Here is a 23,165-nt window from a genome sequence, read left to right on the forward strand (position 1 = left end):
CACCGGCGGCTTCAGCGGCGGACCAGATCCTGTTCGCCGGCGGCGTCGGTGTACTCCCCGAGGAGGACCACGCTGACGGCGGCGCCGGCGAAGACCTTCGCGGCCCGCAGGACGCCGCCCACCCCGTAGCGGGGACGGCGGTGGGAGTCGGAGGAGGTGGCGGTGGCGCCGCTCGGGCGGCCGCCCCGGGTCGGGGTGAAGGTTGCGGTGCTCATGGATCCATCCTGCGACTCCGCGCCGCCCGGCACATCGCCCGCACGGCCTAACCCCGACGAGCCCCGTGTACGACTCGCGGACCATGCCCGCGTACGACCCCCGTAGGGGGCGGGGCCCGGGCAGGGGACCCCGGTGTGGGGCCCGGGCGGGACCGGGCGGGACCGGGCGGGTCCGGGCGGGCCCCGGTGCGGAGGGAAACCGTTCGCCGCGGCCGGGCGCGGGTGACTACAATTCCCGCTCTTGCCGCCTCCGCCGTCTCCACCGGGGAGTGCCACCGTCCGGTCGGAACCGGACGGATCCCGTTTCCGGTCCACGAGCAGGAGGCAGTCCCCGTGCCCACGCACGTCCCCGACACCACGCCCGGCAGCCAGGCCGACAGCACGCCCGGCAGCCCGGCCGACAGCGGCGGTCCCGGCGGTCCGCTCGGCCGCGAGCGGGCCCATCTGGCCTCCTCCCGCGCCGCGCTCCGCGCCATGCGCGAGGACGTCGAGTCCCTCGACATCCGCGACGTCACCGCGAACTGGGTCAACGCGATCGTCCTCCAGGCCCAGATCGACGACCGCATCAAGGCCCTGGCCGACCTCTCGCACACCCCGCTGTTCTTCGGCCGCCTCGACTACCTGCACGCGCCCGGCGCGGACCTCGCCGAGGGCGCCGAGGGCGAGCAGTTCTACATCGGCCGCCGCCATGTCCACGACGCGGACGGCGACCCCATGGTGATCGACTGGCGGGCGCCGGTCTCCCAGCCCTTCTACCGGGCGTCCAAGGCCGACCCGCAGGACGTCTCGCTGCGCCGCCGCTTCGGCTACACCGGCGGGGAACTCACCGCGTACGAGGACGAGCACCTCTCCGACCCGGCCGAGAGCGCCGGCGTCAGCAAGCTGCTCCAGCAGGAGATCGAGCGGCCCCGCGTGGGCCCCATGCGGGACATCGTGGCGACCATCCAGCCCGAACAGGACGAGATCGTCCGCTCCGGGCTGGGCGGTTCCGTCTGCGTGCAGGGCGGGCCCGGCACCGGGAAGACCGCCGTGGGCCTGCACCGGGTGGCGTACCTGCTGTACGCGCACCGGGACCGGCTGGCCCGGACCGGGACCCTGGTCATCGGCCCGAACCGGTCGTTCCTGCACTACATCGAGCAGGTGCTGCCGGCGCTGGGCGAGCTGGAGGTCAAGCAGGCCACGGTGGACGACCTGGTGGCCCGCGCCGACGCCCCGGTACGGGCCGTGGACGGGGCCGCGACCGCCGTGGTCAAGGGCGACGCCCGGATGGCCGAGGTGCTGCGCCGGGCCGTCCGCTCGCACGTCACCGAGCCGGCCGAGCCGCTGATGGTGGTGCGCGGCTCCCGCCGCTGGCGGGTCCCGGCGTACGAGCTGGCGGAGATCGTGGGCGAGCTGCTGGAGCGGGACATCCGCTACGGCGCCGCCCGGGACGCGCTCCCGCAGCGGATCGCGCACGCCGTGCTGGTACGGATGGAGCAGGCGGGCGAGGCGCCCGACGACCGGGTGCAGGACGCGGTGGCCCGCAACACGGCGGTGAAGGCCGCGGTGAAGGCGGTCTGGCCGGCGGTGGACCCCGCGAAGCTGGTGCTGCGGCTGCTGGCCGACCCCGAGTTCCTGGCCGAGCACGCGGAGGGGGTGCTGAGCGCCGAGGAGCAGAAGCTGCTGCTGTGGCCGAAGCCGTACCGGAGCGTGAAGGCCGCGAAGTGGTCCGCGGCCGACCTGGTGCTGATCGACGAGGCCGCCGACCTGGTGGAGCGCACCCCTTCGCTGGGCCATGTGGTCCTCGACGAGGCCCAGGACCTGTCCCCGATGCAGTACCGGGCGGTGGGCCGCCGGTGCACCACCGGCTCGGCCACCGTCCTCGGCGACCTGGCCCAGGGCACCACCCCGTGGGCCACCCGCAGCTGGTCGGAGGCTCTGGGGCACCTGGGGAAGCCGGAGGCCGCGGTGGAGGAGCTGACGGCCGGGTTCCGGGTGCCGCGCGAGGTCATCGCGTACGCCTCCCGGCTGCTGCCGGCGATCTCACCGGGCCTGGCCCCGGTGTCCTCCGTCCGCGAGACCCCGGGCTCCCTGCTGGTCCGGGAGGTGCCGGAGGACCCGGCCGCCGGATCGGGCGCGACCGGGGCCGTGCTCGACGCCTGCCGGGACGCGCTGCGGCACGAGGGCTCGATCGGGCTGATCGCCGCCGACGCCCGGATCCCCGAGCTGGGCGAGGCGCTGCTCGCGGCCGGGCTGCCGTACCTGTCCCCGGGCGAGGAGACCACCGCCGAGTCCCGGCTGACCCTGGTCCCGGCCTCGCTGGCCAAGGGCCTGGAGTACGACTACGTGGTCCTGGACGAGCCGGCGGCCATCGTCTCGGGCGAACCGGACGAGCGCACCGGTCTCCGCCGCCTCTACGTCTGCCTCACCCGCGCGGTCTCCGGGCTCACCGCCCTCCACACCGCCCCCCTCCCGGCCGTCCTGGCCGGCTGAGCGGGGCGGGCGGCGGGCGGCGGGGGTTCAGGAGACGGCGTCCGCGGGGGTGGTGGCCGGGTGGGGGGCCGAGGAGGTGACCAGGCGGGAGGGGACGCGGGTGCGGCGGTCCAGGCGGAGGGCGATCACGGCGAGGACGATCGCGGTGACGGTCATCGCCGCGCCCGCCCAGGCGGTGGCGGCGAAGCCCCGTCCGGCGTCGATCACGGCGCCGCCGAGCCAGGGGCCGCCGGTGTTGCCCAGGTTGAACGCGGCGGTGGTGGTCGCCCCGGCCAGGGTCGGGGCGGCGCCCGCCACGTTGAACATGCGGGCGTTGAGCGCGGGGGCGGTGAAGAACGCGGAGACGCCGAGCAGGAAGGACAGGCCGACCGCGGCGGCGGCCGTGGAGGCCAGCAGCGCCAGGGCGGTCAGGAAGACGGTGGAGCCGACGATGCCCCAGATCATCACGCCGAACAGGTGGGCGTCGGCGACCCGGCCGCCGATGGTGGTGCCGACCAGCGCGCCGATCCCGAAGAGGCCCAGCACCCACGGCACCCAGCCGGAGTCCAGTCCGGCGACGTCGGTGAGCAGCGGGGCGAGGTAGCTGAAGGCGCAGAAGACGCCGCCGGCGGCGAGCGCGGTGATGCCGATGGACAGCCAGACCTGCTTGTCGCGGTAGATCCGCAGTTCCCGGCCGAGCCGGGGGCGTTCGGTGGGCAGCGGGATGCGCGGGACCCGGGCCAGGATGCCGGCCAGGGCGACGGCGGAGGCCGCCGCGACCGCCCAGAACGCGGACCGCCAGCCGAGGTGCTCGCCGAGGAAGGCGCCGAGCGGCACCCCGAGCACGTTGGCGATCGACAGCCCGCCGATCATCACGGCCATGGCGCGGGCCCGGGAGTCGGCCGGGACCATGGCGATGGCCACGGCCGCGCCGACCGCCCAGAATCCGGCGCAGGCCAGGGCGGCCACCACCCGGGAGACGAAGAGCAGCTCGTAGCTGGGGGCGAGGGCGCCGGCGATCTGTCCGAGGCCGAACAGGGTGATCAGGGCGATCAGGGTGGTGCGGCGGGGCAGTCGCAGGGTGGCCACGGCCAGCAGCGGGGCGCCGACGACCATGCCGATGGCGAAGGCGGATATCAGCAGGCCGGCCTGGGGGATGGTGACGCCCATGTCCTCGGCGATGGGCGGCAGCAGTCCGGAGAGCATGAACTCGCTCGTGCCGAGCGCGAAGACGGACAGGCCGAGGATGTAGACGGCCACGGGCATACGGGTACGTTCGGCTACGGCGGGCATGAACAGCGTCAACCGCCCCGCCCGCCCGGACATTCCCGGCATCGCCGTGGCCCCGGCCACAGACCGCGGAGCCCGCGGGGGCCGCGGAGACCCGGGGGACCCGCGGGCCTGCCGGGCCGCCCCGGTCAGTGGTCCGCGGGGGCCTCCGTCAGGGTGGCCAGTTCGGCGGCCAGGTTGCGGCGGGCCCGGCTCTCCCAGTGGGCGGTGCCGTGCGGGGTGCGGAACAGCCGGGGCAGGTCCAGCAGCTGGCGGAGCACGGCGGCCCGGCCGGTGCGGAAGGCCTCCTCCGGGACGAAGGAGTACTCCTCGCGGACGGCCGCGACGTACCCCGCGTAGGCGTCGACCTCTCCGGCCAGTACGGCCAGGTCGGCGTCGCACAGCACCTCGCCGTTGGTGTCCCCCGGGGCGGGGTCGTGGCTGACGGTGAGCCGGACCAGCCGGGCGACCTCGGCGGTACGGGCCGTGTCGAGGCCGAGCTCGGGCAGCGCCCGCTCGGCGAGGGCGGCACTGCGCTCCTCGTTCTCGGAGCGGTCGGGCCGGTAGACGGCGTCGTGGAACCAGGCGGCGAGCCGGACCGCGTCCGGGTCGGCGGCGTGCGCGGCCAGGGTGTCGACGTGCCGGAGGACCGCGTCGAGGTGTGCGGTGGTGTGGTACCGGCGCTGCGGTTCCGCCCAGGCGGCCAGCAGGCGGGTGGCGTAGGGGGCGGGGTCGCGCCGGGCCCCGGCCGCGCGGGCGGTGTCCGCCCAGGCGTCCGTCAGCCGCTCCCGGAGCTGCGCGATGTGGGTGTCCATGCGGTCATTGTGCTGTGCGGGTGTGCGGTGGATGCGGGGCGGATGTGCGGGTGGCGTGATTGTGCTGGTGGACCGCTCCCCGGGACCCGTACCCTTGAGATTGGACTAGACCTATTTTCCATACCGACCGAACCGACAGATTTCCGAAGGATGGGATCACATGAGCAACCGTGCAGTCCTGGAGGTGATCGCCCTCAACGCCGAGGACGCGGCCGCCGCCCAGGCCGGTGGGGCGGACCGCCTGGAACTGGTCACCGACATGGCCGCGGACGGGCTGACCCCGCCGCGGGAGACCTTCGCCGCGATCCGCGCCGCCGTGGACATCCCGCTGCGCGTCATGCTCCGCACGGCGGACGGCTTCGCCGCCGGGGACCTGTCCGGTCTCCTCGCCGAGGCCCGGGCACTGCGCGCGGAGGGCGCCGAGGAGTTCGTCCTCGGCTTCCTCGACGAGCACGGCAACCCGGACCTCACCGCCGTGGAGGCGGTCGTCGCCGAGCTGTCCGGCTGCCGCTGGACCTTCCACCGGGCCATCGACCGGGCCGCCGACCGCGACCAGCTGCGCAAGGCCCTGGCCGACCTGCCCGGCCTGGACACCTATCTGACGGCCGGCTCCGCCGAGGGCGTGGACACCGGGCTGCCGGTGCTGGTCGCCGAGGCGGCCCGGCAGGGCGAGCCGGGCTACGGCCCGCAGATCCTGGTCGGCGGCGGCCTGAACCTCGGGCACCTGCCGGCGCTGCGCGCGGCCGGCATCGACGCCTTCCACATCGGCGGCGCGGCCCGCCCGGACGGCTGGGACCACCCGGTCAGCGCCCCCGCGGTCGAAGCCTGGCGCACGGCCCTCGACTAGGCCGTACGCACGACGGGGGCGCGGGCGCGGGGCGCGGCGGACCGGCGCCCCGCTCAGGCCGGCCTGTGCTTGGGGCGGCGGAGGCCCGCGGCCGTGAGGCGGCGGAGCAGTTCCTTGCTGCCCACCTGCACGGCGCCCGCCGCGACCGCGTCCGCGTAGCGGAACGCCGGCACGTCGTAGTGGTCCCGCTCGAACGCCCGCGGCGGGCATCCGATGCCCGCCGCGAACGCGTGCAGCTCCTCGAACGAGACGTCGCTGACCAGGTGGGACCACATCCGGCCATGACCGGGCCAGGTCGGCGGGTCGATGTAGAGGGTCAAGGGTCCGTCGCCCGTCACCGGTCGCCGAACACGGGGGCGAGGGCCCCGACCGCCGCCACCTTCACGCCCGCCTTCCCGCACACCCAGTGCGGGTCCGGTCCCAGCTCCGGTTCCACGTCCAGCGCGTGCGGATCACCGTGCGAGCAGACCGGGCACAGCGGCCAGCGGCCGTACTTCTCCAGCAGCGCGTCCTGCACGTCCTGGGCGACCAGCCCGGCGAGGTAGTTCACGCCCTCCGGCCACTGTTCCACCCACCAGCGCCGGTGCACGACCGCGTCCTCGACCAGGGAGACGACATCGGCCTCGGCGACCTCGCCCGCGACGAGATCGGCGAGTACCAGGGCGCGTGCGGCGTGCAGCGCCTGTTCCAGTGGGGTCGCGTGGTCCATGGGGCCATTGTGGCCCCGCACCCCCCGTCCGGTCGAAGGTCCCCCGGGAACGGGGTCCGACGGCTCCTTGACCCGACACCCCTCTGAAAATATCTTTCAGAGCGTGAGCAGCCACCAGAAAGAAACTTCCACCCCTCCGGCGGCCCCGGCCCCCGGCACCCTGCGCGCCCGGGTCCGCGGCCTGGGCGGCTCGATGACCCGGTCCGTCCAGGCCGTCGCCGAGGCCGTCGCCGACGACCCGGCCGGCTGCGCACGGCTGACCGTCACCGGACTCGCCGAACGCACCGGCACCAGCGAGGCCACCGTGGTCCGCACCGCCCGCCTCCTCGGCTACCCCGGCTATCGGGACCTCCGGCTCGCCCTCGCCGCGCTCGCCGCCCAGCAGGAGACCGGCGCCGCCCCCTCGGTCACCGCCGACATCACCGTGGACGACCCGATATCCGAGGTGGTCGCCAAACTGGCCGCCGAGGAACGCCAGACCCTCGCCGACACCGCCGCCGGCCTGGACCACGCCCACCTCGGCGCCGCCGTGGCCGCCCTGGCCACCGCCCGCCGGATCGACGTCTACGGGGTCGGCGCCTCGCACCTGGTCGCCCAGGACCTGGCCCAGAAGCTGCTCCGGATCGGCCTGATCGCCCACGCGCCCGGCGACGCCCACCTGGCCGTCACCAACGCCGTACTGCTGCGCCCCGGCGACGCGGCCGTCGCCATCACCCACTCCGGCACCACCCAGGACGTGACCGACCCGTTCCGCATCGCCTTCGAGCGCGGCGCCACCACCGTCGCGATCACCGGCCGGCCCGGGGCACCGGTCACCCACCACGCCGATCTGGTGCTGGCCACCTCCGTCGCCCGGGAGACCGAGCTGCGGCCCGCCGCGATGTCCAGCCGGACCAGTCAACTGCTCGTCGTGGACTGCCTGTTCGTCGGCATCGCACAGCAGACCCACAGCACCGCGGCGCCCGCGCTGGCCGCCTCGTACGAGGCGCTCACCTCCCGCCACAAGGCCACTGCCCCCGCACCCCTCACCACCCCCCGCACCAGCACCACCCGCTCCACCAGCACCACCAGCACCACTCGCACCGCTCGCTAGGAGACCCGCCATGACCGCGTACGCCGAGCTCCGCGCCCAGCTCGACACCCTCACCACCGAGGCCTTCCGCCCCGAACTCGCCGAGATCGACCGGCAGTCCACCCTGGACATCGCCCGCACCATGAACGCCGAAGACGCCACCGTCCCGGCCGCCGTGGCCGCCGAACTGCCCCGGATCGCGGCCGCCGTGGACGCGATCGCCGAGCGGATGGCCCGTGGCGGCCGACTGGTCTACGCGGGCGCCGGCACGGCCGGCCGGCTCGGGGTCCTCGACGCCAGCGAGTGCCCGCCCACCTTCAACACCGACCCCTCCGAGGTCCTCGGACTGATCGCGGGCGGCCCCTCCGCCATGGTCAAGGCGGTCGAGGGCGCCGAGGACTCCAAGGAACTCGCGGCCGCCGACCTCGAAGCGCTCGCGGTGGGCGAACTCGACACCGTCGTCGGGATCTCCGCCTCCGGCCGCACCCCGTACGCGATCGGGGCCGTCGAGTCCGCCCGCGCCCGGGGCGCCCTCACCGTCGGACTCTCCTGCAACGCCGGCTCCGCGCTGGCCGCGGCCGCCGAGCACGGCATCGAGGTGGTCGTGGGCCCCGAACTCCTCACCGGATCCACCCGGTTGAAGGCAGGCACCGCCCAGAAGCTGGTGCTCAACATGATCTCGACCATCACCATGATCCGTCTGGGCAAGACCTACGGGAACCTGATGGTCGACGTCCGCGCCTCCAACGAGAAGCTGCGCGCCCGCTCCCGCCGCATCGTCTCGCTGGCCACCGGCGCCCCGGACGAGGAGATCGAGGCGGCGCTCACCGCCACCGGCGGCGAGGTCAAGGACGCCATCCTGGTCGTCCTCGGCGGAGTGGACGGCCCGGCCGCCGCCACCCTGCTGACCGAATCCGGCGGCCACCTCCGCGCGGCCCTGGCCCGCGCCGCCCGCACCACCGGCTGACCCCTTTCCCCGTCGCAACCCCCATACGCACGCAAGGCAAGGCACATCCATGGCTACAGACAAGAACCGCGCCACCGCCGCCGCGATCCTTCCTCTCGTCGGCGGCCCGCACAACATCACCTCCATCGCCCACTGCATGACCCGGCTGCGGATCGGCCTGCGCGACCGGAGCCTGGTCCAGGACGAGGCCCTCAAGGCACTCCCCGCCGTACTGGGCGTGGTCGAGGACGACACGTACCAGATCGTGCTGGGCCCGGGCGCCGTCGCCCGGATCACCCCCGAGTTCGAGGCGCTGGTCGCCGAGGAACGCGCCACCACCCCCGACCCCGCCCCGGCCGCCCCGGGCACCGGCGGCCCGGTGTCCGCCGACGCGCTCGCCGCCCAGGGCGCCGCGCTCAAGGCGGCCCAGAAGGAACGCAACGCCACCCCGTTCAAACTGCTGCTGCGCCGGATCGCGAACATCTTCGTCCCGCTGATCCCCGCCCTGATCGGCTGCGGGATCATCGCCGGGCTCAACGGGCTGCTGACCAACCTGGGCTGGCTGCCGGCCGTGGTCCCGGCCCTGGCCGCCATCGCCTCCGGGTTCATGTCCCTGATCGCGGTGTTCGTGGGCTACAACACCGCCAAGGAATTCGGCGGCACCCCGGTCCTGGGCGGCGCGGTCGCCGCCATCATCGTCTTCCCCGGGGTCGCGAAGGTCACCGCCTTCGGCATGGCCCTCTCCCCCGGCCAGGGCGGGGTGCTCGGCGCGCTCGGCGCGGCCGTCCTCGCCGTGTACGTGGAGAAGTGGTGCCGCCGCTGGGTCCCCGAGGCCCTGGACGTCCTGGTCACCCCCACCCTCACCGTCCTGCTGTCCGGGCTGGTCACCCTCTTCGGCCTGATGTTCCTGGCCGGCGAGGTCTCGCAGGCCATCGGCAGCTTCGCCAACTGGCTGCTGGCCAGCGGCGGCGCCTTCGCCGGACTGGTCCTCGGCGGACTGTTCCTGCCCCTGGTGATGCTGGGCCTGCACCAGGCCCTGATCCCCATCCACACCACCCTGATCGAGCAGTCCGGCTACACCGTCCTGCTGCCCATCCTGGCGATGGCCGGCGCCGGCCAGGTCGGTGCGGCGGCCGCCGTCTACCTCCGGCTCCCCCGCAACGGCTCCCTCCGGAACACCATCAAGTCGGCGCTCCCGGCGGGCTTCCTGGGGGTCGGCGAACCCCTCATCTACGGGGTGTCGCTGCCGCTGGGCCGCCCCTTCGTCACCGCCTGCGCGGGCGGCGCGGCCGGCGGCGCCTTCGTGGGCCTGTTCAACCAGCTGGGCTCCGCCTTCGGCTCCACCGCCATCGGCCCCTCCGGCTGGGCCCTGTTCCCGCTGCTCGACGGCACCTCCGGAATGGGCACCAGCATCGCCGTCTACGCGGGCGGGCTGCTGACCGGCTACCTGGTCGGCTTCGCGGCCACCTACTTCTTCGGCTTCACCCGGCAGATGCTCGAAGACCTGAACACCGACCCGGAACCCGCCACCGCCACCCCGGCCGCCGACCCGTCCCCCGCCCCGGCCCTCACCCACTGACCGCCCCGGCCCCGACGCGCCCACCGCGCGTCGGGGCCGACGGCCGTTCAGCGGGCAAAGACCCCGGTGTCCACGGTCACCTCGAACGGCTCGGGCAGCTCCAGCTCCCCGCCGAACGGCACCCGGTGGGCGTCCTTGAAGACCCCGTCCTCCACGTAGAGCTTGTCCAGGGCCGCGATGTGGATACCGAGCGTCTGGTAGACCTCCCATTCGGGTGGTAGCACCCCGTATAGGGCCCGCTGAAGCCTGGCAGCGATGGCGTTGTGGTATCGGTGGGGCGGTGGTGCCGAGTGGATCTGTCCTCCGTCGATCTCGGCGCGCCAGCCCTCCGGCACGTCCAGCTCACGCCAGCTCTGCAGCAGGTAGTCCCACGCACGGCCCTCGGCTCCCCGGCCGGGCTCGACCATGGCTGCGGTCATCACGGGTCCCCTCTCTGTGGCCCATGCGGGCGAGCGTAGATCGACGGTCCGCGGCCCCGGGGCCGCTCGTCTCAGCGTCCCACGATCAGGGGGTGCACGCAGCTGTCCCCGCGCCGCCGGGAGGGGTTCGCGGGAGCGGGCGCCGATGCCGCCGGCCGCCAGCTCCCGGAACCCGACGGAGTCCACGGGGCGAGTCTGGCCGGGGCGGAAGCCCCGGGGACAGGGACCTTGGTCCGCGCCCGCCGGGCCCGAAGGCCCGCGTACGGGGCGCCGCGTACGGGGCTCAGCCTCGGGCGCGGGCGGCCTCGATGAAGGCGCGGATCAGGGCGGGGGACTTCACCCCGCGGGCGCTCTCCACCCCGCTGGAGACGTCCACCCCCCAGGCCCCGGTGGCGGCGAGGGCCTCGGCGACGTTGCCGGGGGCGAGTCCGCCGGCCAGCAGCCAGCGTCCCTCGGGGGCGGTGAAGGTGTCGGCCCCCCAGTTCCACGGCTTGCCGGAGCCGGGGTCGGGGGCGTCGAGGAGCAGCAGGTCCTCGCCGTACTCCCCGCACCGGCGGACCGGCTCGGCGGTGGCCCGCAGCAGGGTGCGGCCGGGGGCGCGGAGGGCGGCGAAGTCCTCGGCGGGCTCCTCGCCGTGCAGTTGGACCCCGCGCACCCCGCTCTCCCCGGCGAGCCGGCGGACCTCCTCGACGGGCTGTCCGCGGAACACGCCCACGGTGAGCACCCGGTCGGGGACGAGGGCGGCCAGTCGGCGTGCGGTGGCGGTGTCGACGGTCCGCGGGCTGCCGGGCGCGAACACGAACCCGATGGCGTCGGCCCCGGCCTCCACCGCCGCGGTCACGTCCGGCCCGGTCCTCAGTCCGCAGATCTTGACGAACACATCAGTCATGCGGCCAGTCAACCAGTCCCGGGCCCGGCGGCCGCGTCCCCGCCCGGCATTCGGTCAGGTCGGGAACGCCCGAGGGCGGTACCCCCGTCGTGGGGGTACCGCCCTCTGCGTACAGCTGTGGAGCGACCGATCCGCGGGGGATCAGAAGTCCATGTCACCGCCCGGCATGCCACCAGGAGCGGCGGCGGCCTTCTCCGGCTTGTCGGCGATGACGGCCTCGGTGGTGAGGAACAGCGCGGCGATCGACGCGGCGTTCTGCAGCGCGGAACGCGTCACCTTCGCCGGGTCGATGATGCCCTCGGCGATGAGGTCCACGTACTCGTTGGTCGCGGCGTTCAGGCCGTGACCGGTCGGCAGGTTGCGGACCTTCTCCGCGACGACGCCGCCTTCGAGGCCGGCGTTGACGGCGATCTGCTTCAGCGGGGCCTCCAGGGCCAGCTTCACGATCGCGGCACCGGTGGCCTCGTCGCCGACCAGGTCGGCCTCAAGCTTCTCGAAGACGTGGCCGGCCTGGATGAGGGCCACGCCACCGCCGGCGACGATGCCCTCCTCGACGGCCGCCTTCGCGTTGCGAACGGCGTCCTCGATGCGGTGCTTGCGCTCCTTGAGCTCGACCTCGGTGGCGGCACCGGCCTTGATCACCGCGACACCGCCGGCGAGCTTCGCCAGGCGCTCCTGCAGCTTCTCGCGGTCGTAGTCGCTGTCCGAGTTCTCGATCTCGGCGCGGATCTGGTTGACGCGGCCCTGGACCTGGTCGCTGTCGCCGGAGCCGTCGACGATGGTGGTCTCGTCCTTGGTGATGACGACCTTGCGGGCGCGGCCCAGCAGGTCGAGACCGGCGTTCTCCAGCTTGAGGCCGACCTCCTCGGAGATGACCGTGCCGCCGGTGAGGATGGCGATGTCGCCCAGCATGGCCTTGCGGCGGTCGCCGAAGCCCGGAGCCTTGACCGCGACGGACTTGAAGGTGCCGCGGATCTTGTTGACGACCAGGGTGGAGAGCGCCTCGCCCTCGACGTCCTCGGCGATGATCAGCAGCGGCTTGCCGGACTGCATGACCTTCTCCAGCAGCGGAAGGAGGTCCTTCACGTTGCTGACCTTGGAGTTGACGATGAGGATGTACGGGTCGTCGAGCGACGCCTCCATACGCTCCATGTCGGTGGCGAAGTACGCCGAGATGTAGCCCTTGTCGAAGCGCATGCCCTCGGTGAGCTCAAGCTCCAGGCCGAAGGTCTGCGACTCCTCGACCGTGATGACGCCTTCCTTGCCGACCTTGTCCATGGCCTCGGCGATGAGCTCGCCGATCTGGGTGTCGGCGGCGGAGATGGAGGCCGTGGAAGCGATCTGCTCCTTGGTCTCGACATCCTTCGCCTGCTCCAGCAGGGCGCCGGAGACGGCCTCGACGGCCTTCTCGATGCCGCGCTTGAGGGCCATCGGGTTGGCGCCGGCGGCGACGTTGCGGAGGCCCTCGCGGACGAGCGCCTGGGCGAGGACGGTCGCGGTGGTCGTACCGTCACCGGCGACGTCGTCCGTCTTCTTGGCGACTTCCTTGACCAGCTCGGCGCCGATCTTCTCGTACGGGTCCTCCAGCTCGATCTCCTTGGCGATGGACACACCATCGTTGGTGATCGTGGGGGCGCCCCACTTCTTCTCAAGGACGACGTTGCGACCCTTGGGGCCAAGGGTGACCTTGACGGCGTCGGCGAGCTGGTTCATGCCGCGCTCCAGGCCGCGCCGGGCCTCCTCGTCGAACGCGATGATCTTGGCCATGTGAAGTGGTCCTCCCGGACGGGGTGGATTGCTCCGGACCGTGTGGGCGCCCGCGACGGACGGCCTGCGCACCCGGCGGTTCCTTCCCGCCGGGCACTGCGGGCCTCACCGACCCGGTCCTCGTCTATGTAGCACTCTCACCCGGAGAGTGCTAACGCCAATGATTAGCACTCGACCCCCACGAGTGCAAGCGACTGTGGACAACCCGCGGACACGACCCGGGCGCCGCAAGGGCCCCCGCCGGGCACACGCGAGGGGCCCGCATCCCCGGTCCGGGATGCGGGCCCCTCGCGTTTCACGTGTGCCGGTGGTCGACGTCCTGGTCAGACAGCGAGTTTGACCATGTCCGCCTGCGGACCCTTCTGGCCCTGCGAGATCTCGAACTCGACCCGCTGACCCTCTTCAAGGGTGCGGTACCCGTCCATCTGGATGGCGCTGTAGTGGACGAACACATCCGCACCACCGTCGACCGCGATGAAGCCGTAGCCCTTCTCCGCGTTGAACCACTTGACGGTGCCCTGAGCCATGCCTAACTCCCCTATTACTGGCCCTTGCGCAGGACCGCACTTCGCGGTCCCGGGTCAGAACTTGCGTCGGAACGCGTCGACCGCGGCTGAATGTATCCGGACCGGAGCTGTCTGCAACAGGTCATTCCGACGAGAAATCTGGACATGCGAATACATTGAAATATAGTGAAAATTTGGCATAGCCCAGGGCAACTTGGACCCGGCGAAACGTATCAATGCCCCATATCACACGCACACATTGGCCCGATGTCGACCATGGGAAGGCCCGGCCATATGCGGCGGGCAAGAACAGCGGAGGGGACTTCCCCAACTCTACCGCGCCCAACCAAGCAGAATTGCCCCCTCCGTTTAGCCGGAGGGGGCAATTCTGGGTTTGCGCGTGTCAGCTACCGAAGTACCCGACGGTACTTACCGACGGGTCGCATCGGATCGGGTCCGGCCGGGTCAGCCGCCGGCGACGGCGGGGATGATCGAGACTCCGGCGCCGTCCGGGGTCGCCGCCTGCAGCCCGCCCTCGAAGCGCACGTCGTCGTCGTTGACGTACACGTTGACGAAGCGGCGCAGCTTGCCCTGGTCGTCCAGGACGCGCGCGGCGATGCCGGGGTGGTCCTTCTCCAGGGACTCGATGACCTCGGCCAGGGTGGCGCCCTCGGCGGGAACCTCGGCCTGGCCACCGGTGTAGGTGCGCAGGATGGTGGGGATGCGGACGTTGACGCTCATGGCGCTACTGCCTTTCCGGGGTGCGGGGGGAGGGTCAGGCCAGGCCGGCGGCGCGGAACGCGTCCAGGCTCGGGCGGATGGTGGCGGTCTGCCCGCTGTCCGCGGCCACCGCCTCCAGGGTCTTCAGGCCGTCGCCGGTGTTCAGGACCACGGTGGTGAGCGCGGGGTCGAGCTGCCCGTTCTCGATCAGCTTCTTCGTCACGCCGACGGTCACGCCGCCCGCGGTCTCGGCGAAGATGCCCTCGGTCTGGGCGAGCAGCTTGATGGCCTCCACCACCTGGGCGTCGTCCACGTCCTCGACGAAGCCGCCGGTGCGGCGGGCGATGTCGAGCACGTACGGGCCGTCGGCCGGGTTGCCGATCGCCAGGGACTTGGCGATGGTGTTCGGCTTCTGCGGGCGGACCACGTCGTGCCCGGCCTTGAAGGCAGTGGACACCGGGGAGCAGCCCTCGGCCTGGGCGCCGAAGATCTTGTACGGGCGGTCCTCGACGAGGCCCAGCCTGATGAGCTCCTGAAGACCCTTGTCGATCTTCGTGAGCTGGGAGCCGGAGGCGATCGGGATCACGATCTGGTCGGGCAGCCGCCAGCCGAGCTGCTCGCAGATCTCGTACGCCAGGGTCTTGGAGCCCTCGCCGTAGTACGGGCGCAGGTTGACGTTGACGAAGCCCCAGCCCTCGCCGAGCGGGTCGCCGATGAGCTCGGAGCAGAAGCGGTTGACGTCGTCGTAGTTGCCCTCGATGCCGACCAGGTCGCCGCCGTAGACACCGGCCATGACCACCTTGCCCTGCTCCAGGTCGTGCGGGATGAACACGCAGGACCGGAAGCCGGCGCGGGCGGCCGCGGCGCCGACGGCGCCGGCCAGGTTGCCGGTGGAGGAGCAGGAGAGGGTGGTGAACCCGAAGGCGCGGGCGGCCTCGACGGCGATGGCGACGACGCGGTCCTTGAAGGAGTGCGTCGGGTTGCCGGAGTCGTCCTTGACGTACAGCTTGCCGGTGATGCCGAGTTCCTTGGCCAGGTTCTCGGCGTCCACCAGCTTGGTGAAGCCGGGGTTCAGGCTGGGCTTGCCGGCCACGTCGGCGGGGACGGGCAGCAGCGGGGCGTAGCGCCAGATGTTGTTGGGTCCGGCCTCGATGGCGGCGCGGAGGGCCTCGGGGTCGCCGACCGGGAGGTCGTACGCCACTTCGAGCGGTCCGAAACACTCGTTACAGGCGAAAATGGGACCGAGGTCGAAGCGGGTGCCGCACTCGCGACAGGAGAGCGCGACGGCGGGTCCGAGATCGACAGAGGTGGCGAGAGTCTGTGCAGAAGCCATGGTGGCGAGGCCCTTTCTCCTCATCTTCCTCGTGGCGCACTTCGCCACGAGACGGATTTGGCACCTTCCCTAGCCGGTGGACCTCGCTGATTGCGGAAATCGCGCGAGAGCCGACTGGAGGGTTGCCGGGGCTTCAACGGGCCGTATCCCTCTGCCCCTCTGGATGAGCGGTATGGCGCCGGGCCGCGCGCTCTGTGGCGCACCCGGGCATTTGTCGGCGAGCACCCCCGGCATGCGGAGGAGCTACGCGTTGTTCAAGACTGTAACCGACGGACCGGGCGGTTGAGACAGGCGTCCGAACCGCGAGATGGATCACATAACGGACGGAACCAGGGAGTGCCGCAGGTGCTGGAAGAGGTGGAGCGCTGGCTGGACCGCCGGTCCCAGGCAGCCGGCGACAGGCCGCTCGACCAGCTGTTCTCCGCGAAACGGGCGGCCGGGACCACGGTCAGCGTGGTGCTGCCGGCCCTGGACGAGGAGGCCACGGTCGGGGAGATCGTGGAGACGATCCGCCGGGATCTGATCGACGGGCTGCCCGTCCCGCTGGTGGACGAACTGGTGGTGGTCGACTCCGGTTCCACCGACCGGACCTCCGAGGTGGCCGCCAAGGCCGGGGCCCGGGTGGTGCACCGGGACGAGATCCTCCCCCGGCTGCCGGCCGTGCCGGGCAAGGGCGAGGTGCTGTGGCGGTCGCTGCTGGCCACCACCGGGGACGTGGTCTGCTTCGTGGACGCGGACCTGCGCGACTTCTCCTCGGTGTTCGTGTCCGGGATCCTGGGCCCGCTGCTGACCGATCCGGAGGTCCAGTTCGTCAAGGCCATGTACGACCGGCCGCTGAGCGGGACGCCGGGGCAGGGCGGCCGGGTGACCGAGCTGGTGGCCCGCCCGCTGCTCAACCTGCACTGGCCGCGGCTGGCGGGTTTCGTCCAGCCGCTGGGGGGCGAGTACGCGGTCCGCCGTTCCCTGCTGGAGCGCCTGCCGTTCCCGGTGGGCTACGGGGTGGAGCTGGGCCTGCTGGTGGACGCCCTGCACACGGTCGGGCTGGACGCCCTCGCCCAGGTCGACGTCGGGGTGCGGCTGCACCGCCACCAGGACGACCAGGCGCTCGGCCGGATGGCCGCCGCGATCTACCGCACCGCGCAGGTCCGGCTGTCCCGCGGCCATCTGGTGCGGCCGGCGCTCACCCAGTTCGAGCGCGGCCCGGAGGGCTTCCTGCCGCACACCCACCCGGTGGACACCGAGGAGCGGCCGCCGATGGCCGAGATCGAGGAGTACGCGGTCCGGCGCGTGGCGTGACCGGGCGTACGGCGGGGCGGACGGCACGGCGGGGCGGGGCAGGGCGCGTGGCGTGACGGGGCCCATGGTTTGAGGGGGACCCGACCGGGCTAGGTGTGCCGCATGTCTTCTCAGGTGCTCGTAGCAGCCAACCGCGGCCCGCTCTCCTACGCCCTCGGGGAGGACGGCGGCCTCACCGCCCGGCGCGGCGGCGGCGGCCTCGTCTCCGGGCTGTCCGCGGCGCTCGCGGACAGCCCCGGGGCCCTGTGGATCTGCGCGGCGCTCTCGGACGCGGACCGGGAGGCGGTCCGCCGGGGGGTGTCCGAGCCCGGCGTGCGGATGCTGGACATCGACCCGGAGGTGTACGACGACGCCTACAACGGCATCGCGAACTCGGTGCTCTGGTTCACCCACCACCACCTCTACGAGATCCCGCGCGAGCCGGTCTTCGACGCGGCCTTCCGCCGCCGCTGGGCCTCCTACACCGCCTACAACCGGGCCTTCGCCGAGGCCCTGGCCGGGGAGGCGGCGGACGGCGCCCGGGTCCTGGTGCAGGACTACCACCTGGCCCTGGTCCCGGGGCTGCTGCGGGAGCTGCGCCCGGACCTGCGGATCGCGCACTTCACGCACACCCCGTGGGCGTCCCCGGAGTTCCTGGACATGCTGCCGGCGGACGTCCGTGCGGAGCTGCTGGCGGGGATGCTGGGGGCGGACCTGCTGGGCTTCCACACGGCCGCCTGGGCGGACTGCTTCCGGGCCTGCGCGGGCCCGGAAACCGGGCGGACCCGGCTGGCGGTGTATCCGCTCGGGGTGGACGGGGACGAGCTGCGGGGGCTGGCGCACCGGCCGGAGGTGGACGGCAGGCTGGCGGCCCTGCGGGCCGAGACGGCCGGGCTGCGGACGATCGTGCGGGTGGACCGCACCGAGCTGTCGAAGAACATCCTGCGCGGCCTGCTGGCCTACCGGGAGCTGCTGGCGACCCGCCCCGAGTGGCGCGGCCGGGTGGTGCACCTGGCGTCGGCGTACCCCTCGCGGCAGGACCTGGCGGTGTACCGGGCGTACACGGAGTCGGTGCGGGAGCTGGCCGAGGAGGTCAACGCGGAGTTCGGGACGGCGGGCTGGCGGCCGGTGCTGGTCTCGGTCCAGGACGACTTCGCCCGCTCGCTGGCGGCCTACCGGATGGCGGACGTGGCCCTGGTGAATCCGGTGCGGGACGGCATGAACCTGGTGGCCAAGGAGATCCCGGTGGTCTCGGAGGCCGGCTGTGCGCTGGTGCTGTCGACCGGGGCGGGGGCGTACGAGGAGCTGCGCGAGGACGCGCTGACGGTGAACCCGTACGACGTCTCGGCGACGGCGGAGGCCCTGCACCGGGCGCTGTCGATGCCTTCGGCGGAGCGTGCGGACCGCACCAAGCGGCTGGCCGCGGCGGCCACGGCGCTGCCGCCGTCGGCCTGGTTCACGGCCCAGCTGTCCGCCCTGGCGGACACCCCTTAGGGGGTGTCGCCGCCGTTGCGGAGGGTGGCGGCCAGGGCGGCGAGGAAGGCGGCGACGGCGGCGGGGCCGGGGAGGGTGAGGTCGGCGCGGGCGGAGAGTTCGGGGACCTCGGCGGAGCCGCTGCAGACCAGGACTCCGGGGAGGCCGTCGGCGCGGCGCTTCTCGACGGCGGCGAAGGCGGCCAGGTCCCCGAGGTCGTCTCCGGCGTAGAGCACGGCCTCGGCGCCGGTCTCGGCGAGGTATTCGGTGAGGGCGACGCCCTTGTCCATGCCGGGGGGCCGGAGTTCGAGGACGGCGCGGCCGGGTTCGACGATCAGCCCGTAGTGCCGGGCGAGCTCGGAGAGGGGTTCGCGGAGGGCGGCGAAGGCGGCGGTGGGGTCCTCGGTGCGGCGGGTGTGGACGGCGAGGGCGCGGCCCTTCTCCTCGATCCAGGTGCCCTGCCAGGCGCCGATGGAGTCGAGGAATCCGGGCAGCTCGGCGCGGACGGCGGCGACCCCGGGGTGTTCGGCGGGGGCGTGGACGATGCCGCTGACGGCGTCCCAGCGTTCGGCCCCGTAGTGGCCGAGGACGACGAGGTGGTCGAGTCCGGGGGCGCCGGCGAAGCCGCCGTAGCGGACGGCGACCCCGGCGGGCCGTCCGGTGATGACCGCGACCGAGCGGACCTCGGGGGCCAGCGCGGAGAGTGCGGGCAGGGCCCCGGGGTGGGCGCGGGCCTGGTCGGGGTCGGGGACGATCTCGGCGAGGGTGCCGTCGAAGTCGAGGGCGACCACGGACCGGCGGGGTTGCCGGAGCAGGGCTTCGAGGCCCTCGCGTCCGGCGGCGGTGACGGGCATCGGCAGGTCGTGCGGATGGCTCCCCATGCCCCCGACCCTACCGGCGGCCGGGGCCTGCCGCCCAGGCTCCGGCGGGGACCTCTCGGCGGAGGGCGCGGTGGCGGGGTCAGCGGCGGGCGCGGTGGGTGTCGCGGATGCGGCGGAGGCGGTGGACGGTGGCCGGGGCGTGGGTGAGGGCGCGCGGGTCGTCCATCAGGGCGTTGAGCAGCTGGTAGTAGCGGACCGGGGTGAGGCCGAGGTGTTCGCGTATGGCGCGTTCCTTGGCTCCGGGTCCGGGCCAGGTCCGGCTCTCGTAGGCGAGGACGGCGGTCTCGCGCTCGGAGAGCGGTGGTGGTCCTGGGTCGGGGTCCGGGGTCGTCATGGCGTCCAACATAGCCCCGGGCTCCGACAGCGGCGCCCGGGGCCCGGGGGTCACTCGTCGCCGTCCCTGGCGGTGGTGGCCAGCAGTTCGAGGGTCTTGGCCGGGGAGGCGGGGGCCGGGTCCAGGACGGTGCCGATGCGCTTCTTGACGTCCTCGCTGACCGCGGCCCAGGACTTCTTGTTGACCGGGTAGAGGCGGGAGCCGGGCAGGGTCTTCAGGAAGGTGCGCAGCCGGGGGTCGCCGCCTCCGGTGCCCTCCTCCATGGCCCGGTAGCCGCTGGTGGTGACGGGCAGCAGGCCGTAGGCGCCGGTGAACTTGGTGACGTTCCCGGCCTCGTAGAGGTGGTCGAGGAACTTGCCGGACTCGGCGCGGTGGCCGTTCTTGAAGGCCATGACCCAGTCGGCGACGCCCATGGTGGGGTGTTCGTCGCCGTCCCGGGTGGGCAGCGGCACCATGCCGAACTTCACGCCCTTGTCCTGGGCCTGCCGCATCAGGGTGGGGTGGCCGTTGAGCATGCCGACCTCGCCCGCGGAGAAGGCGTCGAAGGCGTCCTGCCGGTTGAGTTCGGCGGGCGGGACGGGGCCGGTGAGGCCCTGGCCGCGGAGGGTGTCGCGGAGCCAGTCGAAGGTGGCGATGTTGGCCGGGGAGTCGAGGGTGTAGCGCTCCTCGGTGTTGGTGTAGCCGCCGCCGCCCGCGAGCATCCACATCATGGCCTCGGCCTGGGCCTCCTCGCGGCCCAGGGGCAGGGCGAAGGGGGTCTTGACCCCGGCGGCCTTGAGCTTCCTGGCGGCCGATTCGAGGTCGTCCCAGGTCTTCGGCTGCCAGGTCTTGGTGCCGTCCGCGCCGGTGATCCCGGCGTCGGCGAAGAGCCGCTGGTTGTAGAAGAGCAGCCGGGTGCTGGCGACGAAGGGCAGGCCGTACTGGACGCGCTCGATGGTGCCGGCGTCGGCGAGCGGGGCCAGGAAGTCGGCCTCGGTGCGGACGGAGAGGAGTTCGGAGGCGCTGTAGAGCTTTCCGGCGGCGGCGTAGTCGGAGTAGGCGCCGATCTGCGCGATGTCGGGGGCCTTGCCCTCCTTGACCATCTCGGCGACCTTGGCGTCGACCTCCGACCAGGACAGGACGGTGACCTCGACCTTGACGTCGGGGTTGGCCTCCTCGAAGGAGGCGGCGAGGTCCTTCCAGTAGCCGGTCGAGGAGTTCTGCGGATTGTCCCCGTAGTCGGCCGCCACGACCCGCAGGGTCACCTCGTTGTTCCCTCCGAGCGTGCCGCAGCCCGTGAGGGAGCCCGCGAGCGTCATGGTCAGGCAGAGTGCGCCGACGATCGTGGCCGGCTTTCGGTTACGGCGCTGCACAGCTCTCGTTCCACCCCTGGTTGTCCGTACGATGCACATAGGTCTACACCACTTGGGCGGCTCTGCGGGAGTCCGCTGCAGGCACCGCCTCAAGGACCGGAGTCCCTCTTTTGTATGGCCACTCAACAATCCCCCTCAATGGACTAGACCTTTCCCCTCCATGCGCGCGACACTGTCACCCGTGAAACCCGTGAAACACGTCATCGCCCTCGATGTGGGCGGCACCGGGATGAAGGCCGCCCTCGTCGCCGAGGACGGCTCCCTCCTCCACGAGGCGCGCCGCAGAACCGGCCGGGACCGGGGCCCGGACGCCGTCGTCGAGTCCATCCTCGACTTCGCCGCCGAACTCCACGCGCTGGGCGCCGAACGCTTCGGCCACCCCGCCTCGGCCGCCGGCGTCGCCGTCCCCGGCATCGTCGACTCCGAAGCCGGCATCGCCGTCTACGCCGCCAACCTCGGCTGGCGCGACGTACCGATGCGCGCCCTGCTCAGCAGACGCCTCGGCGGCATCCCGGTCGCCCTCGGCCACGACGTCCGCACGGGCGGACTCGCCGAAGGACGCATCGGGGCCGGCCGCGGCGCCGACCGCTTCCTGTTCGTCCCGCTCGGCACCGGCATCGCCGGGGCCATCGGCATCGACGGACGCATCGAGGCCGGCGCCCACGGCTACGCCGGCGAGATCGGCCACATCGTGGTCCGCCCCGGCGGCCCCGCCTGCGGCTGCGGCCAGCACGGCTGCCTGGAGACCCTCGCCTCCGCCGCCGCCGTCACCCGCGCCTGGGCGGCCGCCTCCGGCTCCCCCGACGCGGACGCGGCCGACTGCGCCAAGGCCGTGGAATCCGGCGACGTACGCGCCCTGGAGGTCTGGCACGAGGCCGTCGGCGCACTCGCCGACGGCCTGGTCACCGCCCTCACCCTGCTGGACCCCCGCACCCTGATCATCGGTGGCGGACTGGCCGAGGCCGGGGAAACCTTGTTCACACCCCTACGGACGGCCGTCAAGGAACGCGTCACGTTCCAGCGGCTGCCCCACATCGTTCCGGCAGCCCTCGGGGACACCGCCGGATGCCTGGGCGCGGGCCTGCTCGCCTGGGACCTACTCGCCACGGAGGTACCTGCCTGATGTCCGGAAGCGCACACAGCACCGTTCTCTCCGGCGCCAGGGTGGTGCTGCCCACCGGGACCGTCGCGAACGGGCGGGTCATCGTCGCCGGGGACCGCATCGCGGGCGCCGCACCCGAGGACGCGCGGCTCGTCGACCTGTCCGGACACTGGATCGTCCCCGGCTTCGTCGACATGCACAACCACGGCGGCGGCGGCGCCTCCTTCACCTCCGGCACCCCCGAGGAGGTCCTCCAGGGGGTCCGCACCCACCGCGCCCACGGCACCACCACCCTGGTCGCCTCCACCGTCACCGGCGACCTCGCCGAACTCGCCCGCCGCGCCGGACTGCTCTCCGAGATCGTCCAGCAGGGCGACCTGGCCGGCATCCACTTCGAGGGCCCCTTCATCTCCCCCTGCCGCAAGGGCGCCCACAAGGAGGACCTGCTCCGCCACCCCGACCCGGCCGAGGTCCGCAAACTGATCGACGCCGCCCACGGCACCGCCCGGATGTTCACCCTCGCCACCGAGCTCCCCGGCGGCCTGGACTCCGTACGCCTGCTCGCCGAGCACGGGGTGATCGCCGCCATCGGGCACACCGACTCCACCTACGAGCAGACCCGCCAGGCCATCGACGCGGGCGCCACCGTCGCCACCCACCTCTACAACGCGATGCCCGGCATGGAGCACCGCGCCCCCGGCCCGATCGCCGCCCTCCTGGAGGACGAGCGGGTCACCGTCGAGCTGATCAACGACGGCACCCACCTGCACCCCGCCATGCTGGAACTCGCCTTCCACCACGCGGGCGCCGGCCGGGTCGCCCTGATCACCGACGCCATGGACGCGGCCGGCTTCGGCGACGGCATCTACCACCTGGGACCCCTGGAGGTCGAGGTCAAGGAGGGCGTCGCCCGCCTCGTGGAGGGCGGCTCGATCGCCGGCTCCACCCTCACCCAGGACACCGCCTTCAAACGCTCCGTGACCCTGGACCGGCTGCCGGTCGAATCCGTGGTCCAGGCGATCTCCGCGAACCCGGCCAAGCTCCTCGGCCTCTACGACGAGGTCGGCTCCCTGGAACCCGGCAAGTACGCCGACCTGGTCGTCCTGGACGAGTCCTACGACCTCAAGGGCGTCATGCGGCGCGGCGAATGGGTCGTCAGCCCGCTCGGCTGACCCTCCGGACGGCCGGGGGTCTGGGCGGACCGCCGTCCG

Annotated in this window: 23 protein-coding genes and 1 riboswitch; of the genes, 9 read left to right on the forward strand and 14 right to left on the reverse strand. The window is 73.0% G+C overall.

Going from position 1 to position 23,165, the window contains the following annotated elements; translation table 11 throughout:
• Positions 1-11: 11 nt before the first annotated feature.
• Entirely contained in the window at positions 12-215 is a 204-nt protein-coding gene (locus ACZ50K_RS14135; protein ID WP_468902063.1) for a hypothetical protein, read from the reverse strand.
• A gap of 333 nt (positions 216-548) precedes the next feature.
• Here ACZ50K_RS14135 and ACZ50K_RS14140 point away from each other — a divergent pair, with 333 nt between their 5' ends.
• Positions 549-2,687, forward strand: a complete 2,139-nt coding sequence (locus ACZ50K_RS14140; protein ID WP_468902066.1) for a HelD family protein — start codon at positions 549-551, stop codon at positions 2,685-2,687.
• Between the two features lie 27 nt (positions 2,688-2,714).
• Here ACZ50K_RS14140 and ACZ50K_RS14145 read toward each other — a convergent pair whose 3' ends face one another.
• Entirely contained in the window at positions 2,715-3,932 is a 1,218-nt protein-coding gene (locus ACZ50K_RS14145) for a Cmx/CmrA family chloramphenicol efflux MFS transporter (RefSeq protein WP_468902069.1), read from the reverse strand.
• Between the two features lie 152 nt (positions 3,933-4,084).
• On the reverse strand, positions 4,085-4,750 hold the full coding sequence (locus ACZ50K_RS14150; RefSeq protein WP_468902072.1) for an HD domain-containing protein: 666 nt from the start codon (positions 4,748-4,750) through the stop codon (positions 4,085-4,087).
• Between the two features lie 160 nt (positions 4,751-4,910).
• On the opposite strand from ACZ50K_RS14150, the gene ACZ50K_RS14155 reads away from it, so the two are divergent.
• Positions 4,911-5,597: a copper homeostasis protein CutC gene (locus ACZ50K_RS14155; protein WP_468902075.1), complete on the forward strand. Its 687-nt coding sequence runs from the start codon at positions 4,911-4,913 to the stop codon at positions 5,595-5,597.
• Positions 5,598-5,650: 53 nt separating this feature from the next.
• On the opposite strand, the gene ACZ50K_RS14160 is transcribed toward ACZ50K_RS14155, so the two are convergent.
• Entirely contained in the window at positions 5,651-5,917 is a 267-nt protein-coding gene (locus ACZ50K_RS14160) for a DUF4031 domain-containing protein (protein WP_468902077.1), read from the reverse strand.
• A 14-nt stretch (positions 5,918-5,931) separates the two neighbouring features.
• Positions 5,932-6,306, reverse strand: coding sequence for a hypothetical protein (locus ACZ50K_RS14165; protein ID WP_468902079.1), 375 nt, complete (start codon positions 6,304-6,306; stop codon positions 5,932-5,934).
• A 103-nt stretch (positions 6,307-6,409) separates the two neighbouring features.
• On the opposite strand from ACZ50K_RS14165, the gene ACZ50K_RS14170 reads away from it, so the two are divergent.
• From ACZ50K_RS14170 to ACZ50K_RS14180, 3 genes are read left to right on the forward strand one after another with little or no spacing between them, the layout of a single operon-like run.
• Positions 6,410-7,399: a MurR/RpiR family transcriptional regulator gene (locus ACZ50K_RS14170; protein ID WP_468902082.1), complete on the forward strand. Its 990-nt coding sequence runs from the start codon at positions 6,410-6,412 to the stop codon at positions 7,397-7,399.
• A 10-nt stretch (positions 7,400-7,409) separates the two neighbouring features.
• Positions 7,410-8,345: an N-acetylmuramic acid 6-phosphate etherase gene (gene murQ, locus ACZ50K_RS14175; RefSeq protein WP_468902085.1), complete on the forward strand. Its 936-nt coding sequence runs from the start codon at positions 7,410-7,412 to the stop codon at positions 8,343-8,345.
• A gap of 49 nt (positions 8,346-8,394) precedes the next feature.
• Entirely contained in the window at positions 8,395-9,903 is a 1,509-nt protein-coding gene (locus ACZ50K_RS14180; RefSeq protein ID WP_468902088.1) for a PTS transporter subunit EIIC, read from the forward strand.
• A 47-nt stretch (positions 9,904-9,950) separates the two neighbouring features.
• Here ACZ50K_RS14180 and ACZ50K_RS14185 read toward each other — a convergent pair whose 3' ends face one another.
• The 6 genes from ACZ50K_RS14185 to thrC form a co-directional block, all read right to left on the reverse strand.
• Positions 9,951-10,322, reverse strand: coding sequence for a hypothetical protein (locus ACZ50K_RS14185; RefSeq protein ID WP_468902090.1), 372 nt, complete (start codon positions 10,320-10,322; stop codon positions 9,951-9,953).
• 283 nt (positions 10,323-10,605) lie between these two features.
• The gene (locus tag ACZ50K_RS14190; RefSeq protein ID WP_468902092.1) at positions 10,606-11,211 is read right to left on the reverse strand and encodes a phosphoribosylanthranilate isomerase; all 606 of its coding nucleotides are present in this window, start codon (positions 11,209-11,211) and stop codon (positions 10,606-10,608) included.
• Between the two features lie 141 nt (positions 11,212-11,352).
• Positions 11,353-12,978 carry a chaperonin GroEL gene (gene groL, locus ACZ50K_RS14195; RefSeq protein ID WP_468902094.1) on the reverse strand — a complete coding sequence of 542 codons (1,626 nt, stop codon included), beginning with the start codon at positions 12,976-12,978 and terminating at the stop codon, positions 11,353-11,355.
• Between the two features lie 323 nt (positions 12,979-13,301).
• The gene (locus ACZ50K_RS14200) at positions 13,302-13,505 is read right to left on the reverse strand and encodes a cold-shock protein (RefSeq protein ID WP_005315736.1); all 204 of its coding nucleotides are present in this window, start codon (positions 13,503-13,505) and stop codon (positions 13,302-13,304) included.
• 444 nt (positions 13,506-13,949) lie between these two features.
• Positions 13,950-14,225: a MoaD/ThiS family protein gene (locus ACZ50K_RS14205; protein ID WP_468902096.1), complete on the reverse strand. Its 276-nt coding sequence runs from the start codon at positions 14,223-14,225 to the stop codon at positions 13,950-13,952.
• Positions 14,226-14,259: 34 nt separating this feature from the next.
• Positions 14,260-15,561 carry a threonine synthase gene (gene thrC / locus ACZ50K_RS14210; RefSeq protein WP_468902099.1) on the reverse strand — a complete coding sequence of 434 codons (1,302 nt, stop codon included), beginning with the start codon at positions 15,559-15,561 and terminating at the stop codon, positions 14,260-14,262.
• Positions 15,555-15,707, reverse strand: a riboswitch (SAM riboswitch). It overlaps the preceding gene by 7 nt.
• 175 nt (positions 15,708-15,882) lie before the next feature.
• Between thrC and ACZ50K_RS14215 the strand changes: the two genes are divergently transcribed.
• Positions 15,883-16,833 (forward strand): glucosyl-3-phosphoglycerate synthase, encoded by a 951-nt coding sequence (locus tag ACZ50K_RS14215; RefSeq protein WP_468902102.1) that lies wholly within the window; start codon positions 15,883-15,885, stop codon positions 16,831-16,833.
• A gap of 102 nt (positions 16,834-16,935) precedes the next feature.
• Positions 16,936-18,306: an alpha,alpha-trehalose-phosphate synthase (UDP-forming) gene (locus ACZ50K_RS14220; RefSeq protein WP_468902105.1), complete on the forward strand. Its 1,371-nt coding sequence runs from the start codon at positions 16,936-16,938 to the stop codon at positions 18,304-18,306.
• On the opposite strand, the gene otsB is transcribed toward ACZ50K_RS14220, so the two are convergent.
• From otsB to ACZ50K_RS14235, 3 genes are all read right to left on the reverse strand, one after another.
• Positions 18,303-19,166, reverse strand: coding sequence for a trehalose-phosphatase (gene otsB, locus ACZ50K_RS14225; RefSeq protein WP_468902108.1), 864 nt, complete (start codon positions 19,164-19,166; stop codon positions 18,303-18,305). The genes ACZ50K_RS14220 and otsB overlap by 4 nt on opposite strands.
• Positions 19,167-19,245: 79 nt before the next feature.
• Entirely contained in the window at positions 19,246-19,500 is a 255-nt protein-coding gene (locus ACZ50K_RS14230; RefSeq protein ID WP_468902111.1) for a DUF3263 domain-containing protein, read from the reverse strand.
• A gap of 50 nt (positions 19,501-19,550) precedes the next feature.
• A complete protein-coding gene (locus ACZ50K_RS14235) occupies positions 19,551-20,798 on the reverse strand; it encodes an ABC transporter substrate-binding protein (RefSeq protein WP_468902114.1) in 1,248 nt (415 codons plus the stop codon).
• Positions 20,799-21,042: 244 nt separating this feature from the next.
• On the opposite strand from ACZ50K_RS14235, the gene ACZ50K_RS14240 reads away from it, so the two are divergent.
• Both ACZ50K_RS14240 and nagA read left to right on the forward strand, forming a co-directional pair.
• Positions 21,043-21,975 carry an ROK family protein gene (locus ACZ50K_RS14240; RefSeq protein ID WP_468902443.1) on the forward strand — a complete coding sequence of 311 codons (933 nt, stop codon included), beginning with the start codon at positions 21,043-21,045 and terminating at the stop codon, positions 21,973-21,975.
• Positions 21,975-23,126 (forward strand): N-acetylglucosamine-6-phosphate deacetylase, encoded by a 1,152-nt coding sequence (gene nagA / locus ACZ50K_RS14245; protein ID WP_468902117.1) that lies wholly within the window; start codon positions 21,975-21,977, stop codon positions 23,124-23,126. Before ACZ50K_RS14240 ends, nagA begins: the two co-directional genes overlap by 1 nt.
• The last annotated feature ends 39 nt before the right edge of the window (positions 23,127-23,165 follow it).

The sequence above is a fragment of the Streptomyces sp. NPDC033845 genome (assembly GCF_055576225.1).

Coding starts and splice junctions, on each gene's coding strand:
- ACZ50K_RS14185 (WP_468902090.1), bottom strand. CDS start 10,322: ATGACCGCAGCCATGGTCGAGCCCGGCCGGGGAGCCGAGGGCCGTGCG.
- ACZ50K_RS14200 (WP_005315736.1), bottom strand. CDS start 13,505: ATGGCTCAGGGCACCGTCAAGTGGTTCAACGCGGAGAAGGGCTACGGC.
- otsB (WP_468902108.1), bottom strand. CDS start 19,166: ATGGGGAGCCATCCGCACGACCTGCCGATGCCCGTCACCGCCGCCGGA.
- ACZ50K_RS14230 (WP_468902111.1), bottom strand. CDS start 19,500: ATGACGACCCCGGACCCCGACCCAGGACCACCACCGCTCTCCGAGCGC.
- ACZ50K_RS14145 (WP_468902069.1), bottom strand. CDS start 3,932: ATGCCCGTGGCCGTCTACATCCTCGGCCTGTCCGTCTTCGCGCTCGGC.
- ACZ50K_RS14235 (WP_468902114.1), bottom strand. CDS start 20,798: ATGACGCTCGCGGGCTCCCTCACGGGCTGCGGCACGCTCGGAGGGAAC.
- ACZ50K_RS14190 (WP_468902092.1), bottom strand. CDS start 11,211: ATGACTGATGTGTTCGTCAAGATCTGCGGACTGAGGACCGGGCCGGAC.
- ACZ50K_RS14205 (WP_468902096.1), bottom strand. CDS start 14,225: ATGAGCGTCAACGTCCGCATCCCCACCATCCTGCGCACCTACACCGGT.
- ACZ50K_RS14180 (WP_468902088.1), top strand. CDS start 8,395: ATGGCTACAGACAAGAACCGCGCCACCGCCGCCGCGATCCTTCCTCTC.
- nagA (WP_468902117.1), top strand. CDS start 21,975: ATGTCCGGAAGCGCACACAGCACCGTTCTCTCCGGCGCCAGGGTGGTG.
- ACZ50K_RS14220 (WP_468902105.1), top strand. CDS start 16,936: ATGTCTTCTCAGGTGCTCGTAGCAGCCAACCGCGGCCCGCTCTCCTAC.
- ACZ50K_RS14150 (WP_468902072.1), bottom strand. CDS start 4,750: ATGGACACCCACATCGCGCAGCTCCGGGAGCGGCTGACGGACGCCTGG.
- ACZ50K_RS14165 (WP_468902079.1), bottom strand. CDS start 6,306: ATGGACCACGCGACCCCACTGGAACAGGCGCTGCACGCCGCACGCGCC.
- groL (WP_468902094.1), bottom strand. CDS start 12,978: ATGGCCAAGATCATCGCGTTCGACGAGGAGGCCCGGCGCGGCCTGGAG.
- thrC (WP_468902099.1), bottom strand. CDS start 15,561: ATGAGGAGAAAGGGCCTCGCCACCATGGCTTCTGCACAGACTCTCGCC.
- ACZ50K_RS14135 (WP_468902063.1), bottom strand. CDS start 215: ATGAGCACCGCAACCTTCACCCCGACCCGGGGCGGCCGCCCGAGCGGC.
- murQ (WP_468902085.1), top strand. CDS start 7,410: ATGACCGCGTACGCCGAGCTCCGCGCCCAGCTCGACACCCTCACCACC.
- ACZ50K_RS14155 (WP_468902075.1), top strand. CDS start 4,911: ATGAGCAACCGTGCAGTCCTGGAGGTGATCGCCCTCAACGCCGAGGAC.